Source organism: Streptomyces sp. NPDC006372 (genome assembly GCF_040612515.1).
Lineage (GTDB): Bacteria > Actinomycetota > Actinomycetes > Streptomycetales > Streptomycetaceae > Streptomyces.
In genome coordinates, this window is the sequence record NZ_JBEXQJ010000025.1 from 1 (window position 1) to 16,553 (window position 16,553).

Sequence of the window (16,553 nt, forward strand, 5' to 3'; positions counted from 1 at the left end):
TTCCACCCCTGGCTGCCGCCCCGGTTGCGGGCGCGCGGGCCCCGGCCGCTCACCGCCGGCATCGGCTCGAAGGCGAATTCGCCTTCGAGGGGCCCTCCTCGTCACCAGCGCTCGCGCGCGCTCAGCAGATCAGCGGGCGACCGCCTTCGTCGCCGCGCTCACCGCCGACCCGTCCTTGTGCCCCGCGCGACGGGCCGTCACCTTCACGGTGATCTTCTTGCCCTGCTGCGCCGCCTTCAGCACGAGCGAGGACTTCGTCGCCCCGCTGATCGCCGTGCCGTTCGCGTACCACTGGTACGCAAGGGAGGACACCGCCGGGCTCCACGTCCCGGCCGACGACGTCAGCGTCTTACCGACCGCGACGGTCCCGCTGATCACCGGCGGCTTGGTCGCCTTGGGCGCGTCGCCCTCGGCCACGGTCACCGACGGCGAGGACGCCGACCCGCTCTGCCAGCCGCTCCTGACCGCCGTCACGGTCACGCTGATCTTCTTGCCGGCCTGCGCCGCGGGGATCCGGTACGCCGACGCCGTGGCACCGGCGATCGCGGCCCCGTCCGCCTTCCACTGGTACGTGTACGACGTCGGCGCCGCCGACCAGGTGCCCGGCGCGGCAGTGACCTCGGCACCCACCTTGGGCGTGCCGGTCACCTTCGGTGCCGCCGTGTTCGACAGCTCGGGCCGGGGCGTCACGGTGAAGGTGCCGCGCTGGAACTCCCAGCCGCGTGTGATCACGCTGACGTTCCAGGTGCCGGTCGCCGCGCCCGTCAGGTCGACGGTCGCGGTCACCGTCCGGTTGTCCGCGGCGACCGAGTCCGCCTGCGCCGTGATCGTCTTGCCGGCCTGGCTCAGCCGGACCGTGACGTCCTTCCCGAGCGCGGTACCGGTGACCGTGAGCTTCACCTTGCCGCCGGCGGCGCCCGTGTCCGGGCTGACGGCGGTGACGTCCGTCTTCTCCGTGCCGCACAGCGCGGACGAGCAGATGAGTTCGGCGCTGTAGGCCGTACTCGACGCCTTCTCCGGCAGGCCGAGCAGGAACAGCGACGGCGCGCTCCCGGAGGACGAGCCCTGGACGCCGCAGTCGTAGTCCTCCGGGTAGAAGCGCGTGCAGCCGTTCTTCCAGGTGGACGTGTCGTACAGCACGGGTACGGCCTTGACGTCGGCGCCCGCCGTGTCCTTGATGTCGGTGTCGAACCGGTCGAAGCCCGCGGTGGGCAGCGCCGCGCATACGGCGGTGCGCGACTCGTCCAGCGTGCCGGTGACCGGCCCGTATCCGAAGGCCACCGACGGCACCTTCACGCACTCCGGGGCGGGCCCGTCGGCGGTCGCGATCCGCAGCCGGTCCAGGCGGTACTCGGGCGCCGCCTTCAGATGGGCGGGCGTCTGCACGAGCACCTGGTGGGTGGTCGAACCGCTCACCGCGCAGGACGTGTTGCGGAAGGAGCACTCCACTCGGCCGTCCCCGGCCACCACCGCGCTGTTGGCGGTACCGAGCGCGTCCCGCACGTCGACATGGACGACGTCGGTCGCCGCGCCGGTGGTCACCTGGTGGCAGTTGATGGTGCCCGGCGCCGCGTACGCGCTCTTCAGGGACGCCCCGCCGACCTTCACCGCGGCGGTCTTGCCACAGCCGGAGGCGGATGCGCTCTCCGTGACGTCACGCCGGGTCAGGGAGTACGTCGCGGCCTCGTCCCGGCCGGTCACCAGTACGGTGTGGGCCTTGCCCGGGGTCAGCGAACAGATCGTCCAGCCGTCGGTGGTGGCGTAACGGTCGCAGACCCGCTTGCCGTCGGAGTCCAGCACCGAGAACCCGGCCGGAGCGGTGCCCGAGGTCGCGGTCAGCTGGAGCAGTTCCGCCGTCGAGTGCGCGTCGGCCGGGATGCCCAGGCAGTGCGAGAAGACGCCGTCGCCCGTGGTCAGCGTGGCCTTGGCGCCGCCCGGGGCGAAACTGCCCGCGGGCAGGGCGGGGCAGCCCTCGGCGGCGTCGGTGCGGTGGAAGGCGACCCGGTAGGGGCCGGTGGCCGTGTCGCCGCTGTCCTCGGTGTGCACCAGCGCGCGGAACGGTGCCTCACCGGTCAGCGCGCAGTCACCGTCGCGGAGCGCCTCGCTGTCGCACTGCGGGGTGCCCGCACGATCCAGAACCTCCACCTCGGGGGTCAGCCCGGCCGAGGAGTTCGCGGTGAGCGCGGCGATCCGGGCGTCCTTCGGCACGGGCAGCGTCAGGCAGTCGTACTGCCCGGCCGTGCTCAGCTCGCCCTTGTACAGGCCGGTCCCGATCTCCTCGCAGCCGGCGTCGGAGGCCCGGTCGAACACGACCAGCCGGTCCCGGGAGGCCTCGAAGGGGTAACTGCCCAGGACGGCGGTGTACGTACCCGCCTCACGGATCCGGCACGGGTCGGTGCCGGAGTCGCACACGGTCAGCCCTTCGGCGTCGTACACCCGGACCGCCCCGGCCGACCGGTCCTCGTCCACGGCGTGCACGGTGTACGGCCCGGCCCGCCCGGCGGCGAAGGTGTAACAGAGGTCGGTGCCGAAGTCCTGCGGCTTCAGCGGCCCGAACGGCAGGACGGAGGCGGTCGTGCAGCCCTGCGGGTCGTTCAGCCGGCGCACTTGGAGCGCGTAGGCGGCGGGGAAGCCGCCCTCCGAACGCGAGACGGTCGACAGCACCCGGTAGGGGCCGTCGCCGGGCAGCACACAGCTGTCCTCGCCGTCCTCCGGGAAGCGCTCGCAGATCCGGGCGCCGGTCTCGTCGGTGATCCAGGCGACCGACTCGCCGTACACCTTCCGCTGCAGGTTCAGCCTGATCCGCTCACCGGGCCGGGCCTCGAAGGCCTGGCAGTCCACGGCCAGCGGGCTCGCCGCGCTCCGGATCACGGCCGGCTGGTCCCAGCCGGTGCCGACGGGCCCGGCGCAGCCGCGGTTGTCCGAGCTGAGCGGGACGACGGTCAGTTCGGTCTTCTCGTCGTCCACCCAGCCGCTGTTGACGACCTTGAGGGTGTACGTACCCGCCGCGGGCACCTGGCACCAGCCCTCGGTGCGGGCCTCGTCGGCGTAGCAGTCGACCTGGGCACCATCCGCGTCGTACAGCTCTGCGTGGGCGTTGTTCCCGCTGTCCTTCAGGGTCACCAGGTGCGGACCGGCCGAGCCGGCGGTCACGGTGAAGCAGGCGCTGCTCTGCGCCGGAACGGTCTCCCTGCCGACAGCCTCCCCCGGGTCGCCGAACGGCGCGAGCGCGAGCGGCGCGCACTCGGGCCCGTCGGCCTGGCCGACCTCGGCCGCGGCCCCCACCGCGGTCCCCGCCCCCGTCAGGCTGAGCAGCGGGACGAACAGCGAGACGGCGACGGCTGACGCGACGCCCCGTCCTCGTCCCGCACGCGCTCTCCATCTCGGTCCGGGTCTCGATCTCGGTCTCAATCTCGGTCTCGGACGCACGTCGGTTCCCGACATGGCAATCCCCCCTGGATCAGTGGTCGTTGGCGAGATGCTCGCACACAGATACGACACACCGCCCCCGAGATACAGCCTCCCCGGCCCATTCCGGCCCACCCCGGCCCGCCTCGAATTCGCGTGCCCCACCCCGCCCACCCCGCTACGGTGCGGCGAGTGATCGAGATTCCCCGCGAACTGGCAGCATCACAGGAGAAGTTCAACGGCGAGGCAGGCCGCGCCTTCATCGCCGGACTGCCGGAGCTGACGGCCGGCTTCCTCGACCGCTGGGAGCTGAGACCCGACGGGGCCCCCATGCACGGCGTCTGCGCCCTGGTCCTCCCGGTGCTCCGCGCCGACGGCACCCCCGCGGCCCTCAAGCTCCAGATCCTCGACGAGGAGAGCGAGGGCGAACCGGTCGCCCTGCGCGCCTGGGACGGCGACGGAGCGGTCCGCCTCCTCGACCACGACCAGCCCACCGGCACCATGCTGCTGGAACGCCTGGACGAGACCCGCATGCTCTCCGAGGAACCGGATCCCCACCGGGCCGTCGTCACCATCGCGGAACTCCTCACCCACCTCACCTCCTTCCCCGCCCCACCCGGCCTGCGCCACCTCGGCGACATCGCCCGCGCCATGCTCGACCGGACCCCGTGGGCACTCGACCGCATCCCCGACCCCGAGGCCCGCCGCCTCGTCGCCGACTGTGCCGCCGCGGTGCGCGAAGTCGTCGACGAACCGGGCGACCGCCTCCTGCACTGGGACCTGCACGACGAGAACGTCCTGGCCTCCGACCGCGCCCCCTGGCTCGCGATCGACCCCAAGCCCCTGGTGGGCGACCCCGGCTTCGAACTCTGGCCGGCCATCGACAACCGCTACGACCCCGGCGACATCCTCTGGCGCTTCGACGCCATGACCGACGTCCTCGCCCTGGACCGCCCCCGCGCCCGAGCCTGGACCCTCGGCCGCCTCCTCCAGAACGCCCTGTGGGACATCGAGGACGGCCGCCCCCTGGACGACGACCAGCTGGAAATCGTCCGCAGACTGAAATAGCCCGGGTAGCGCATTTTATTTCAAAAATTAAGCGAGATGCACGCCGCTACGCGCAGGATTAGCCTTGAAGCATGACTACAACACAGACACGAGACGCCATCTACTACGTCGTAGAAGGCGACACCCTCTCCGAGATAGCCGAGTTTTTCGGAACCACGGTCGCGAAGCTCCAGCATCTGAACAATATCCCTGACCCGGATGTGATCCGGGTCGGCCAGCGCCTGGTCATCTCCCATTCAGGAAACGGCTTCGTTCCGTTCCCCGGAAAGCGGTGGTTCCAGCATCACCCGAACAACAAGGTCGTTCTCGCGATGGCTCGCCGCCTGCAACAGGAAGGCTGTGGCACCTATCAGCCGCCGGAGCCGGACATGAAGTGGTCGTCGGCGGACAAGGCCTCGTACAAGAAGTTCCAGGAAAAGAATGGGTTCAGCGGCCCCGACGCGGACGGCATACCGGGGAAGCTGACCTGGGACAGGCTCAAGGTTCCCACGCCTTCCGCCTGACCGCGACGGCGTGAATTCAAACAAGGCCGATCGGCTCACAGTCGACCGGCCTTATTGAGCGATGATGCGGCCCGAAAATGGGGCGACCAGTCCCGGTGACCGTCGATAAACTCACGAACATGATGATCCGTACCGCGTCTCCGGACGACGCGCCTGCGATCGGTGGTCTCAAGGTTCGGGCGTGGCGTGCCGCCTACTCGCGGTTCATGAGTCACGCGTACCTCGACGCCTTGGACCCGGCGGACGAGACGACGGACTGGGCCGAGTATCTGGCTGCGATGCCGGACGCCCACCGGCTCTGGGTGCTGAGCGACGCGGGGGATGTGGTCGGCTTCGGTACCGGGCTGGGGCGTCGGCTCTTCACGTACGCCGTCGCTGACCTCGAAGTCCGTGGTCATGGCCCGCTGTGCGTGTACGCCTACCTGCCCAACGAGGTCGCTCAGCACTTCTACCGCCGGGCCGGCTTCGCACCCGACGGCCGCGCCCGCGTCGAGGACGGCGACGGTCCAGGCGTGCCTGAGGCGAGGTTCGTCAAACCGTTCCGACCGTGAAAGACCCCAGGTCCGTCAAGCACTGACCTGGGGTCCCAAGGGAGCCCCCTGTCGGATTCGAACCGACGACCTACGCATTACAAGCCCTAGCCATGACTTGACGGGTGGTTCCGGACCCTGGGTCGGTGTCCGGAACCACCTGGTCAGAGCATGTGAGCCGTGAGTGCCTATCCGCCGCGCGGCGGGTTGTGACGCACCGTCCGTTCACGCATCGCTCACGCAGACGTGTGAGAGGAGACCGCCTGCATCAGGCAGAACTCGGCCCGTGGCCTGCGGCGCACGTCGCAGGCCACCAACATGTCTCCCAACGCCGACACATAGGAGACTTTGAAGAGACCGGTCAAAAGAGGTCGAGCTCGGCGGACTCGACGGCTCCCAGCATGCTGCACTTGCCGGTTTCCCCGTCAACGGCTACGTGCCCCACGCCGATGGCCATGTCCCGGAAGTCTCCGCTGCGGAGGTAGGCGTCCGACTGGCAGTCGAAGTAGAAGACAGCGCCCACTTGAGTGCGCTCCCCTTCCACGAGGGCCAAGGGGGTGACGCCCGGCCCAGCCCGCTCGTCCAGGAACCGCTGGGCCAGCTTGGCCGCCTGTTCGATGTCCAGCATCAGTCGGTCCTCGCTGCTGACGGTAGGTTGGGACAGCGGGCTGTGGCGTTGATCTTCGCGGCCCGCTGTCCATGGCGAGGCGCTTCTCAGAGCAGGTCGCGCGCCATCATGTCCTCCGCCTCCTCCCGAGTGATGAAAGAACACGATCCGGTGCTCATGTCGACTGCTACTGGAAGATTTCCGCCGAGCTGCATGTCGTCACGGCCGTGATCGAGATAGTCGACATGGTCGTAGGGAGCGATGAACCGCCCTCGGTCTGTGAAGCAGTACTCAGGAATGATCCTCACGTTGGAGGACGGTCCCCATGTCCTGCTCTGTTCCGCGAGGAACTCCGCGGCCCTGCGCTCGGCTTCTTCCCGGTCGAGCATGTCAGTTTGTCCTCATGAGGTAGTAGTCACGGTACGTCGATTTCGCCGGATTGGCCTTGCCCTGCTGGAAGTCGAGGAAGACCACCTTCCCGTCGATGTTCACGACGTTGAAGTAGTGCCCCAGGCCCCTCCTCGGCCATGCTCCTACTATTGCTCGCGCGCCGGGCCCCCATCGCAGCACCTCGCTGACGATGACGTTCAGGCCGCCTACCTTCCGGAACGCCTGACCCGTCAGAGCAGACACCTCAGCACGTGTCATCGGGCGATCGGCCCCGGCCACCGCGTTCGGGTTCCGGCCAGCCATCAGGTCGTCACCCGCGGTCGCGCACAAGCCGCAGTTCATCTCACCGCCCTCGGGGTTGATGCGGTTCTTCGACGACGGGGTCTCCGGCGTGTAGTAGGAAAGTCCGAACCGCGTCGTGCTCGGCTCCCCGTAGTACCGTCCCCCGCCGGGCTCGACAGCGGCCCTTCGCCAGCCTGTGAGACCACCGAGGCCGGTGACCGCGATCTGCTGGGCGAGATCGTCCGCAGCGTCGGCGTACAGGTCGGCCAGGGCGTCGCAGCCCTGCTGGCGGAGCATGTACTCGGCCCGGTAGAGCCGGTAGGCGGGGCGGACGGGGAGGTACTTGTCGACGAAGGTGCCAGCACCGCCGTTCTGGCCGGTGGCGGCGTCATACGCGTCGCCGAGGAACTCGAATGGGGCTTTCAGCCCCTGGATGAAGCCATCACCGAAGATCTTGAGCCCCTCGCCGAGGCTGTCGACACGCTCGTTTGGATCCTCCGGTGTCAGGCCGCTGGGGTCGGTGAGCAGGGTGGGCTGGTTGTCGGCGTACGCGTACGTCGAGACGTACGGGGTGGTGAGGCTCCTCGTTGCCGGGTCGGGGCGGTTGAAGCGGCCGGTGGTGGTGTTGTACTGGCGGGCGTGCAGGTCGAGGTTGCCTGTGGTGGTCTCGTAACGGGCGCCCGTGTAGGACGGGGTGCTTGCGGGGGCGCCGCTGGTGACCGTGTTCAGGACACGGGTGCCGAAGGGGTCGTAGGCCCAGCGCTGGTGGAGCGTGCCGGTGCTGCCCGCCACGTCGACCGGGGAGCCCTGGGTGTCGTGGTGGTAGTAGAAGAGCGCGCCTGAGCCGGTCTTGGTGGCGGTGGGCTGTCCCAGGGGGTCGTAGCGGTAGGACTGCTTAAGCGCCCAGGCGCTGTCGTACTCGGTGGCGAGGATCGGTAGCGGGCCGTTGGGGTCCCACTGCGTGCGGCTGGTGACCGTCCCGTCCTTGGTGGTGGTGACCTGGTTGCCGCTGGCGTCGTGGTCGTAGGCGTAGGTGCTGCCGGCGACCGTGGCGGCGGAGATCTGTCCGGTCAGGTCGTAGGTGTAGGTGTCCGCTCCCGCCTTGGTTTGGTTGCCCTCGCCGTCGTAGTCGTAGGTGGTGGTCGTGGTGCCAGTGGCGGTGGACGTGAGCTGGTCGGCCGCGTCGTAGGTGTAGTTGGTGTTGGTGGTGCCTAGGGTGGAGGTCAGGCGGTTGCCGACCTTGTCGTAGGTGTAGGCCGTGGTGCGGGCGGACGCGCAGCCGGCTACCCAGGGCTGGGGGGCGCAGCCTGAGGTGAGGCGGCCTGCCGCGTCGTAGGTGAGGTCCCAGCCGCCGGTGCCGACACTGGCCCGGGTGACGTCGACGTGAGTGGGCAGTCCAGCAGCGGACAGAGTGAGAGCCGTCTTGGTGACGGTGGTCCCGGCCTTGGATGACGTGACGGCGGTGAGCCGGCCCGCCCGGTCATAGGCGCGGTCCTCGGTCTCGGTGTTGGGCAGCGCCGATTTGGTGAGGTTGCCCGCAGCGTTCCAGGTGTAGTTGGTGGTGACTCCGTCGGCGGTCATGGATGACGTGCGGCCGTCGTTGTCGTAGGCGTAGTTGATGGTGTTGCCGTCGGAGTACTTGCGGGTGAGCATCTGCCCGGCGGCGTCGTAGGTGTAGGAGAAGCCGCGGGTCTTGGTGAGGTTGCCCACCGCGTCGTAGTCGAAGTCCTCGGAGATCGTCGCGTTGGCGCGGGTCGTCATGCGCCCGGCGGCGTTGTAGCCGAAGCTCACGTCCGGCGTCGAGTCCGAGTAGTCCACCTTGGTGGGCAGCCCGCGGGTGTCGAAGGCGTAGCTGGTGGTGCCGCGCGGGGTGGTCTTCTTGGTGAGGTTGCCCTCGGCGTCGTACGCGTACGAGGTCACGCGGTCCAGCGGGTCGGTGACCGCCGTCAGGTGGCGGGCCGCGTCGTAGCCGTAGGCGGTCGTTTGGTTGTTGGCATCGGTTCGCTTGGTGACGTTGCCTGCGGCGTCGTATTCGTAGGTCGTCTTTGCGCCGTCAGGGGCGGTGACCGTGGTGAGCTGGTCGAGCTTGTCGTACCCGTAGGTGGTGGCGCGCTTGTCGGCGTCGGTGCGCTTGGTGACGTTGCCCGCCGCGTCGTACTCGGTCCTGGTCGCCCCGTCGAGCGGGTCGGTGACAGTGAGGAGGTTGCCGGCCGCGTCGTAGCTGTTGGTGGTGGTGTACTGGGCCGGGTCGGCGCCGGTGGCATTACCGCGGGGGTCGACGGTAGTGGCCTGGCGGCCGTCGCCGTCGTAGGTCCAGCTTTCCTTGTTGCCCAGCGGGGAGGTGCGGCTGAGCAGGTTGCCGTCGGTGTCGTAGGCGAATGTGGTGGCCTTGCCGAGTTGGTTGGTGGAGCTGGTCAGTCGGTTGTTCTTGTCGTACACCGAGGAGACGCTCTTGCCGAGGGCGTCGGTGACCTTGGTGACGTTGTCGACCGCGTCGTAGGCGTAGGTGGTCGTCTTGCCCAGCCTGTCGGTGGACTTGACGGGCCGGTTCACGGCGTCGTACTCGGTGCCGGCAGCCGCGCCGCTGGGGTCGGTGACCTTGGTGCGGTTGCCTGCGGCGTCGTAGGCGTAGCTCGTACTGTAAGCGGCCGGATCGGCGCCGGTGACGTTACCGCGGGCGGAGACCGTGCTCAGCAGTCGGCCGAGCTTGTCATAGGTGTAAGTCGTCTTGTTGCCCAGCGGGTCTGTCTCGGAGGTGAGACGGCTGCCGGAATCGTAACTACGGGTGACGGACTTGCCCGCCGCGTCGGTGGTCTTGGTCAGGTTCCCGACGTCGTCGTACTCATAGCGGGTGATGTTGTCGGCCGGGTCCTTGGCCGAGGTCAGCTGTTCGGCGCCGTTGTAGCCGTAGCTGGTGGTGCGGCCCAGGGGGTCGGTGGCGGTGCTGAGCAGACCGCGGCCGTCGTAGGTGTACTTCGTGGTGTAGGCGGCCGGGTCGGCTCCGGATGCGTTGCCGCGGGGGTCGGTCTTGGAGGTGATGCGGCCTGCGCCGTCGTAAGTGAAGGTGCTCTTCTCTCCGAGCGGGGTGGTGACCGAGGTGCGGTTGCCCTTCGCGTCGTACCCGTACGTCGTGGTCTTGCCGCGCGGGGTGGTCACGGTCGCCAGGGCACCGAGCGCGGTGTACGTGTACGTCGTTTTGCCGCTGAGCGGATCGGTGCTGGAGGTCAGCCGGTTGGACGCGTTGTAGGTGTACGTCGTCTTGTTGCCGCGGCCGTCCGTGTGGCTGAGGATGTTGCCGGCGCTGTCGTAGGTCCAGCTCTCCTTGTAGCCGAGGGACGCTGGCGCGCTGCGGGTGAGCATGCGTCCGGCGCTGTCGTACGTCATCGACGTGGTGTTGCCGCGCTGATCGGTGATCTCGACCGGGCGCAGGTAGCGGTCGTAGGTGTAGGAGACCTTCTTGCCGTAGGGGTCGATGCTCTCCATCAGCACGTTGGCGGCGTAGATGTCGGTCCACACTCCGCCGTCCGGGGCTGTCATGTGGGACTCTTCGCCGCCGCTGTCCCAGGTGAAGGACGTGGTCTTGCCCTTCTGGTCCGTCTGGGACTTGATCCTGCCGTTGGTCTCATAGGTGTTGGAGACCTTGCCACCCGCCGGATCGGTGATGGAGGACAGCCGCTTGTCGGCGTTGTAGCCGTAAGAGGAGACCTTGCCCGCCGGATCGGTGACCGAGGTCAGCAGGCCATCCGTGTAGGCGTAGGAGACCGACGTGGCATCGGGGAGGCTGACCTTGGTGACCCGGCCGTCGGCGTTCACAGTGAAGCCGGTGGTGCGGCCGGCGGCGTCCTTGACCGAGGACAGCTTGCCGGACGTGTACGTCAGTGTCAGGCCCTGCCCGCCGCCGTCGACGACCGACGTGAGCTGACCGGTGCTGCTGAAGGTGCGCTTGGTGTGGTCAGGGGTGGTGACGGTGTAGGTGCTGCTGCCCTTGACCAGCTTCGCGGCCGAACCCGCCGGCGCGGTGTACGTGCCGTCGCTCTTCTGCGTGAAGACGAACTTCGCCCCGTCGTCGGCCTGATAGGTGACCTTGCCGGAGGCCACCGTCAGTTTCACATCGAAGGGCGTGGCCCAGCCGCGCCCCAGCAGACCGGTCGCCGTGGAGTCGGAGCGGTACGTGCGCTCAAGGGTCACCTGCTTGCCGACGCCGACCAGTTGGGCGTCAGTGAGCTGTTCGAAGAACATGCCCGTGGCCGTGTTGACCGGGTCGGCGCGGTGAGCCTGCGCGTAGCAGGAGCAGATGCCGGCCTGGGCACCCGGGATGTCCGGGGTGTAGAACGCCTCGATCAGCGGAGAGGTGGTGCCGTTCGGACTGTAAGTACCGTCCGAACCCATGAGGTAGACGTGGGCGTAGTACTTCTTGCCGTCCTCAAGATGTCCGCCAAGCGCGCTCGAACTCCACCAGAAGCATTCGTCGCCCGCATGAGACCCGCCGTTGTTCGGCCACCAGCCATAACACCAGGCTCCACTGTCCAGATGCCCCTTTCCCTCCGGATCGTAGGTGGCCTTGTCGATCTCCTCGGCCTTGACGACCGTTCCCGCCTCGTTCCGGAGAAGCAGCAACAACCTCGAATAGGACGAACCGGTGCCGGAGGAGAACTTCACGTGCCCGCCGATCGAGAGGGTCCCCGGCCACACCCCGGACGAGCCCGACACCCACGCCGGATCAGCGGTTGCCGCCGCCGCGAGGGGCCGGCGCGTCGGGCTCCCCTCAGCGAGGAAGCGGCGCTCGACGGCGCCCTTGGCGGGCCGAGGATGGGGTTTGCCCACCGGCTTCCTGGCGGGTGAGTCCCGGTAGCGGCGCATCGGCGACAGCTCGTCCCGGGACTGCTTCACCTGCTTGCGCCGCTCCGCCAACGTCATGGCCTGGGGCGGCTTCGGCAGGTCCGCCGCCGTCCGAGCCTTGAGTTGTTCAGCGGCGGCCGGGGTGGAGGCAGGTTGCTCGGGGAGAGCCCAAGCCGGTACGACACCGATTGTGGCCATCATGGCCAGAACCAGCAGGGCTATGACTGATCTTCGTGATCTCTTCCGCACTGTGCATCCCTTGCGTGACGGCTGTGAACGAAGCGCAGGGTTGATCCTTGATCAGGAGGCGTGGGAAATAACTTGTAGTTTGCAGCTATGGCTGGATCTGCAACCCCTGCCCGGACCGATATGGTGCAGAGCCCCTGGCCGGATGGGCGCCCAGTGAAGAACTCTCTTCCAAATATGGCTGGAACATGCCAACCAGGTTGCTTTTCGTCCGTGCGTGGCCAAGCTGCCACACGCGGAGTGGGCCGACGGAACCGCCCTGTACTACTGGGTCAACAACTACGCCTTCGGCGCCCCCTATTGGCTGCGCCCTGTGCTCGACGTCATCGTCGACAACCCAGTAGGCGTCGCCGCGATGACTTGGGGGCCACTTGCCCTGGAGATTGCCCTGGCGGCCGCGCTGCTCATGCCGCAGCGGGTCCGCTGGATGCTGCTGCCCGCGGGCATCCTCTTCCACCTCTCCATCGCAGTCGTCATGGGGCTTTGGAGCTTCGCCCTCGCCATGTGGGCCGGCCTCCTCCTACTCCTGTCGCCCCTTGGTCACGACCCCGACTTCAAGGGCCTCCTCCGCCGCAGACACGGCCAGCCCGGGGCAGCTCGGCCAGGGGCTGGCGAACCCGCCAAAGAGCGTGTCCCCGCCTGAACGCCAATCTGATGAACAACCCGCCGCGCCGGCGGCACCAAGAAAGGACTCCACCTGCCATGCGCACCTTCAAGACGGTCACCGTGGCTCTCGGCTCTGCTGCCGTGCTGGCCGCCGGAAGCTCACCTGCAGCAGCTGACACCAGTGCGGAGAGGGAATGGACGGCCTCACACGGGACAGCCAGCGCATCAGGAACCAGCTGGGCGGAACCCGGAACCATATTCGTCCGTCCGTTCGTGATCAAGGGAGAGCTCTCGAACACCGGCTCCGAGTGCTACTCGGCCTGGATCACGTTCACGCATGACCTCACCCCAGGCATACCGAGCAAGAACGCCACGCAGTGCGGCGCTGGAACCGCGCCCGTGAACTTCCGCGGCTCACTCCCGTCACTCGGCACTGTCTCGATCAAGATATGCCGAGGGAGCACCGCCACTACGGACTGCGGACCCTCATCATGGCTTTGATCAGGACAGCTCCGGTCTCAGCGCCACCACGCTCGGATGTCCCCGTCGGTGTGGCTGTACACCTCGGCCTTTTGGATGCGAGTGGTCTTAGCAGGGTGCCAGCCGCACCGGGCGGAGCGTTCCTTCCCGGTGAGGCCGGCGGCGCCTGAACGCTGCCGAGGCCACCGCCAAGCTGGTCCCGCTCCAACGCAAGGGGGAGGCCGAAGAGGCCGCGCGGAAGGCCGAGAAGGCTCGGGAGAGCGCGCCAAGAAGGCCCAGGCCGAAGGCAAGAAGAAGAGCCGACGGAAGAAGGCCAAGAGGTGGGACGATCGCCCTCCGCTCACGCATCGCGCACGCAAGCAGAGTCACGGCGTCTCGGCCGTGAGACACGCCCGCCCTGAGCAACAGAAAACCCCAGGTCACGGGCTATGTGACCTGGGGTTTCTCGGAGCCCCCTGTCGGATTCGAACCGACGACCTACGCATTACAAGTGCGTTGCTCTGGCCAGCTGAGCTAAGGAGGCGCCGCGCACTACAACGCCGTACGCGAGGGCGCCACCACTGTACACAGGGCCCGTCACCCCGAGCCACGGAGTTCCGCTCGGGGTGACGGGTCACTCGACCTCGTACTCGAAGCGGTACGCCACGGCCGTCTCACCGTGCCGTGCGGTGAAGCCGCCCTTGCCCTTCAGTCCGGCCAGTTCCCCGCTGCCCGACCCCGGCACCACCTCGAACGCGCAGTGCACGGTGCCCTCCTCGTCGAACCAGCCCCGTTCCTCGACGGCGAAGCTCCCCTCGCGTCCGTCGACGCGGCCGGTGATCAGCTCCATGCCGCTGAAGGAGCCGGTCGTCGCGGTGACGTAGACGATGGAGTACCCGCAGATCGTCCCGGCCGCCTCGATGCCGCCGCTGAAGGTGTTCCGGACGGAGGCGTGGGCGAGGCGGGGGTTGGCGTCCTCGCCGGGGCCGATCACCTTCTCCTGCCAGTCGGCGAAGGTGAACTGACCGGTCGTGGTGGTAGCAGCGGTGGTGGTCTGCGGTGCGGGCATGGCTGGGTCCTCACGGGTCGGGTTCGGCCTGGTGAGACCACTTTCGCCGCCGTACCTGACATCTCCTGTCAGGTACGGCGGCTCACGCCGGACAATGGCCCTCATGCGCGCCGACCGGCTCCTCTCCCTGCTCCTGCTGCTCCAGAACCGCGGGCGGATGACCGCGCCCGAGCTCGCCGCCGAGCTGGAGGTGTCGGTGCGCACCGTCTACCGGGACGTCGAGGCGCTGGGCGCGGCGGGTGTGCCGGTGTGCGCGGACCGGGGGCCTGAGGGCGGCTACCGGCTGATGGACGGGTACCGGACGCGGCTGACGGGGCTGACCGACGCCGAGGCGGGTTCGCTGTTCCTCGCGGGGATGCCCGGACCGGCCCGGGATCTCGGGCTGGGGGCGGTGCTGGCGAGTGCCCAGCTGAAGGTGCAGGCGGCGCTGCCCGCGGAGTTGGCCGGGCAGGCGCGGCGGGTTCAGGAGCGGTTCCATCTGGACGCGCCGGCCTGGTTCCGGGAGGCCGATCCGGTGCCGTGTCTGGAGGCGGTCGCGGCGGCCGTGTGGGATCAGCGGGTGCTGCGCGTGCACTACCGGCGGTGGCGGGGCGAGGTACGCCGGGAGCTTTGGCCGATGGGACTCGTCCTGAAGGGCGGCATCTGGTACCTGGTGGCCCTGGCGGAGGGAACCGTCCGCACGTACCGGGTGTCGCGGGTGCTGGCCGTGGAGGAGACCGGGGAGGTCTTCGAGCGTCCGGCCGGCTTCGATCTGGCAGCCCACTGGGAGGAGTCCTCCCGTCGGATGGAGGCCGCTCTCCGGCAGGGCGTCGCGCGGCTGCGGATCTCCCCGCGGGCCCAGCGGCTGCTGCCGATGCAGTTCGGGGCGGCGGGCGCCGAGGCGCTGCGCGAGGCGGGCGCGCCGGACGGGGACGGCTGGGTGGAGGTGGAGCTGGCCGTGGAGGCGGAGGCCGTGGCGGTCGGTGATCTGCTCCGGCTCGGGGCGGAGGCGGAGGTACTGGGGCCTCCTGAACTGCGGCGAGCCCTCATGACGGCGGTGGCGGCGCTCGCGGAGCGCTACCAGTGCCTCGACTAGGCCTCGAAAATTTTCCACGAAGTTCACAGGGGCGGAGGTACTGACAGACGACGTGAACGCCAGGTACCGTCCTGAGCCAGTTCACCCGCGTGGACTACACCACAACGGAAAACCGTCGTGGCACCACCTTCCTACTCGGATCGTCCGGCACGTTCCTGCCGGTAGAAGGGGTTCACTGATCATGGCCACTGTCTCGTTCGACAAGGCGACCCGGATCTACCCGGGCACCGAGAAGCCCGCCGTGGACGGGCTCGACATCCACATCGAGGACGGGGAGTTCCTCGTCCTGGTCGGCCCGTCCGGCTGTGGAAAGTCCACCTCGCTCCGGATGCTCGCCGGGCTCGAGGACGTGAACGGCGGCGCCATCCGCATCGGCGACCGCGACGTCACGCACCTGCCGCCGAAGGACCGGGACATCGCCATGGTGTTCCAGAACTACGCGCTCTACCCGCACATGACCGTCGCCGACAACATGGGCTTCGCGCTCAAGATCGCCGGCGTCAACAAGGCGGAGATCCGGCAGAAGGTCGAAGAGGCCGCGAAGATCCTCGACCTCACCGAGTACCTGGACCGCAAGCCGAAGGCGCTCTCCGGCGGTCAGCGCCAGCGTGTCGCGATGGGCCGCGCCATCGTGCGTGAGCCGCAGGTGTTCCTCATGGACGAGCCGCTGTCCAACCTGGACGCCAAGCTCCGTGTCTCCACGCGTACGCAGATCGCGTCGCTCCAGCGCCGCCTGGGCATCACCACCGTCTACGTCACCCACGACCAGGTCGAGGCCATGACGATGGGTGACCGCGTGGCGGTCCTCAAGGACGGCCTGCTCCAGCAGATCGACACCCCGCGCAACATGTACGACAAGCCCGCCAACCTCTTCGTGGCCGGCTTCATCGGCTCCCCGGCGATGAACCTCGTCGAGGTCCCGGTGACCGACGGCGGCGTGAAGTTCGGCAAGTCGGTCGTGCCGGTGCAGCGTGACGCGCTCAACGCCACCAGCGACAAGACGGTCACCGTCGGTGTCCGCCCCGAGCACTTCGACGTCTCCGACGCCGAGCAGGGCCTCGCGGTCACCGTGAACGTCGTCGAGGAGCTCGGCGCCGACGCCTACGTCTACGGCACCGCGAAGGTCGGCGACGACTCCAAGGACCTCGTCGTCCGCGTCAACGGCCGTGACGTCCCGGAGAAGGGCAGCCAGCTGCACATCGTGCCCCGCTCCGGCGAGACCCACGTGTTCTCGACCTCCAGCGGCGCGCGCCTCTCCGACTGACCACGCCGGACGGCAACCGCGAACGCCCAACCCCGGGTGAATCGCCCGAGTTGACGAAGAGGGCCCCGTAGAGCGCTGCGGGGCCCTCTTCGCTCTCTCCGAATACCCCGGCAGACCGGACATTTCGAGCGCTGTGCGTCAACGCTCTACCCAAAAAAGGAGGCTCTCTCATCCCCCGAACCGGTGACTAAATGTCTACAAACCACT

General features: G+C 68.5%; 12 protein-coding genes, 1 tRNA gene and 1 pseudogene. 7 read left to right on the top strand and 7 right to left on the bottom strand.

Going from position 1 to position 16,553, the window contains the following annotated elements:
• Window positions 1-129 precede the first annotated feature (129 nt).
• Window positions 130-3,285 carry a Tat pathway signal protein gene (locus tag ABZ016_RS29430; RefSeq protein WP_356919722.1) on the bottom strand — a complete coding sequence of 1,052 codons (3,156 nt, stop codon included), beginning with the start codon at window positions 3,283-3,285 and terminating at the stop codon, window positions 130-132.
• A gap of 315 nt (window positions 3,286-3,600) precedes the next feature.
• On the opposite strand from ABZ016_RS29430, the gene ABZ016_RS29435 reads away from it, so the two are divergent.
• The 3 genes from ABZ016_RS29435 to ABZ016_RS29445 all read left to right on the top strand — a co-directional run bounded on the left by ABZ016_RS29435 (window position 3,601) and on the right by ABZ016_RS29445 (window position 5,530).
• Window positions 3,601-4,476 carry an aminoglycoside phosphotransferase family protein gene (locus ABZ016_RS29435; protein ID WP_356919723.1) on the top strand — a complete coding sequence of 292 codons (876 nt, stop codon included), beginning with the start codon at window positions 3,601-3,603 and terminating at the stop codon, window positions 4,474-4,476.
• A gap of 71 nt (window positions 4,477-4,547) precedes the next feature.
• Window positions 4,548-4,979, top strand: a complete 432-nt coding sequence (locus ABZ016_RS29440) for a peptidoglycan-binding protein (protein WP_356919724.1) — start codon at window positions 4,548-4,550, stop codon at window positions 4,977-4,979.
• Between the two features lie 119 nt (window positions 4,980-5,098).
• Window positions 5,099-5,530, top strand: a complete 432-nt coding sequence (locus tag ABZ016_RS29445; protein WP_356919725.1) for a hypothetical protein — start codon at window positions 5,099-5,101, stop codon at window positions 5,528-5,530.
• Between the two features lie 340 nt (window positions 5,531-5,870).
• Here ABZ016_RS29445 and ABZ016_RS29450 read toward each other — a convergent pair whose 3' ends face one another.
• From ABZ016_RS29450 to ABZ016_RS29460, 3 genes are all read right to left on the bottom strand, one after another.
• The gene (locus ABZ016_RS29450) at window positions 5,871-6,137 is read right to left on the bottom strand and encodes a YrhB domain-containing protein (protein WP_356919726.1); all 267 of its coding nucleotides are present in this window, start codon (window positions 6,135-6,137) and stop codon (window positions 5,871-5,873) included.
• Window positions 6,138-6,223: 86 nt separating this feature from the next.
• Window positions 6,224-6,505, bottom strand: a complete 282-nt coding sequence (locus tag ABZ016_RS29455; protein WP_356919727.1) for a hypothetical protein — start codon at window positions 6,503-6,505, stop codon at window positions 6,224-6,226.
• Window position 6,506: 1 nt separating this feature from the next.
• The gene (locus ABZ016_RS29460) at window positions 6,507-11,705 is read right to left on the bottom strand and encodes a DUF6531 domain-containing protein (RefSeq protein WP_356919850.1); all 5,199 of its coding nucleotides are present in this window, start codon (window positions 11,703-11,705) and stop codon (window positions 6,507-6,509) included.
• A gap of 385 nt (window positions 11,706-12,090) precedes the next feature.
• On the opposite strand from ABZ016_RS29460, the gene ABZ016_RS29465 reads away from it, so the two are divergent.
• Together ABZ016_RS29465 and ABZ016_RS29470 are read left to right on the top strand one after the other, a co-directional pair.
• Window positions 12,091-12,516, top strand: a complete 426-nt coding sequence (locus ABZ016_RS29465; protein WP_356919728.1) for a hypothetical protein — start codon at window positions 12,091-12,093, stop codon at window positions 12,514-12,516.
• A gap of 59 nt (window positions 12,517-12,575) precedes the next feature.
• On the top strand, window positions 12,576-12,980 hold the full coding sequence (locus ABZ016_RS29470) for a hypothetical protein (protein WP_356919729.1): 405 nt from the start codon (window positions 12,576-12,578) through the stop codon (window positions 12,978-12,980).
• Between the two features lie 26 nt (window positions 12,981-13,006).
• On the opposite strand, the pseudogene ABZ016_RS29475 reads toward ABZ016_RS29470, so the two are convergent.
• From ABZ016_RS29475 to ABZ016_RS29485, 3 genes and pseudogenes are all read right to left on the bottom strand, one after another.
• A pseudogene (locus ABZ016_RS29475) lies at window positions 13,007-13,120 on the bottom strand (transcriptional regulator); the annotation flags it as partial.
• A 288-nt stretch (window positions 13,121-13,408) separates the two neighbouring features.
• A tRNA-Thr gene (locus ABZ016_RS29480) sits at window positions 13,409-13,482 on the bottom strand.
• A gap of 90 nt (window positions 13,483-13,572) precedes the next feature.
• The gene (locus tag ABZ016_RS29485) at window positions 13,573-14,007 is read right to left on the bottom strand and encodes a DUF3224 domain-containing protein (protein ID WP_356919730.1); all 435 of its coding nucleotides are present in this window, start codon (window positions 14,005-14,007) and stop codon (window positions 13,573-13,575) included.
• Between the two features lie 103 nt (window positions 14,008-14,110).
• Between ABZ016_RS29485 and ABZ016_RS29490 the strand changes: the two genes are divergently transcribed.
• Both ABZ016_RS29490 and ugpC read left to right on the top strand, forming a co-directional pair.
• Window positions 14,111-15,082 (top strand): WYL domain-containing protein, encoded by a 972-nt coding sequence (locus tag ABZ016_RS29490; protein WP_356919731.1) that lies wholly within the window; start codon window positions 14,111-14,113, stop codon window positions 15,080-15,082.
• Between the two features lie 181 nt (window positions 15,083-15,263).
• Complete coding sequence (ugpC, locus tag ABZ016_RS29495) at window positions 15,264-16,346, top strand: sn-glycerol-3-phosphate ABC transporter ATP-binding protein UgpC (protein WP_356919732.1); 1,083 nt, start codon at window positions 15,264-15,266, stop codon at window positions 16,344-16,346.
• The last annotated feature ends 207 nt before the right edge of the window (window positions 16,347-16,553 follow it).

Bases quoted from the DNA above. Each gene is read 5' to 3' on its own strand.
- ABZ016_RS29455 (WP_356919727.1), bottom strand. From the start codon at position 6,505: ATGCTCGACCGGGAAGAAGCCGAGCGCAGGGCCGCGGAGTTCCTCGCG.
- ABZ016_RS29440 (WP_356919724.1), top strand. From the start codon at position 4,548: ATGACTACAACACAGACACGAGACGCCATCTACTACGTCGTAGAAGGC.
- ugpC (WP_356919732.1), top strand. From the start codon at position 15,264: ATGGCCACTGTCTCGTTCGACAAGGCGACCCGGATCTACCCGGGCACC.
- ABZ016_RS29460 (WP_356919850.1), bottom strand. From the start codon at position 11,705: ATGACGTTGGCGGAGCGGCGCAAGCAGGTGAAGCAGTCCCGGGACGAG.
- ABZ016_RS29490 (WP_356919731.1), top strand. From the start codon at position 14,111: ATGCGCGCCGACCGGCTCCTCTCCCTGCTCCTGCTGCTCCAGAACCGC.
- ABZ016_RS29450 (WP_356919726.1), bottom strand. From the start codon at position 6,137: ATGCTGGACATCGAACAGGCGGCCAAGCTGGCCCAGCGGTTCCTGGAC.
- ABZ016_RS29470 (WP_356919729.1), top strand. From the start codon at position 12,576: ATGCGCACCTTCAAGACGGTCACCGTGGCTCTCGGCTCTGCTGCCGTG.
- ABZ016_RS29485 (WP_356919730.1), bottom strand. From the start codon at position 14,007: ATGCCCGCACCGCAGACCACCACCGCTGCTACCACCACGACCGGTCAG.
- ABZ016_RS29445 (WP_356919725.1), top strand. From the start codon at position 5,099: ATGATGATCCGTACCGCGTCTCCGGACGACGCGCCTGCGATCGGTGGT.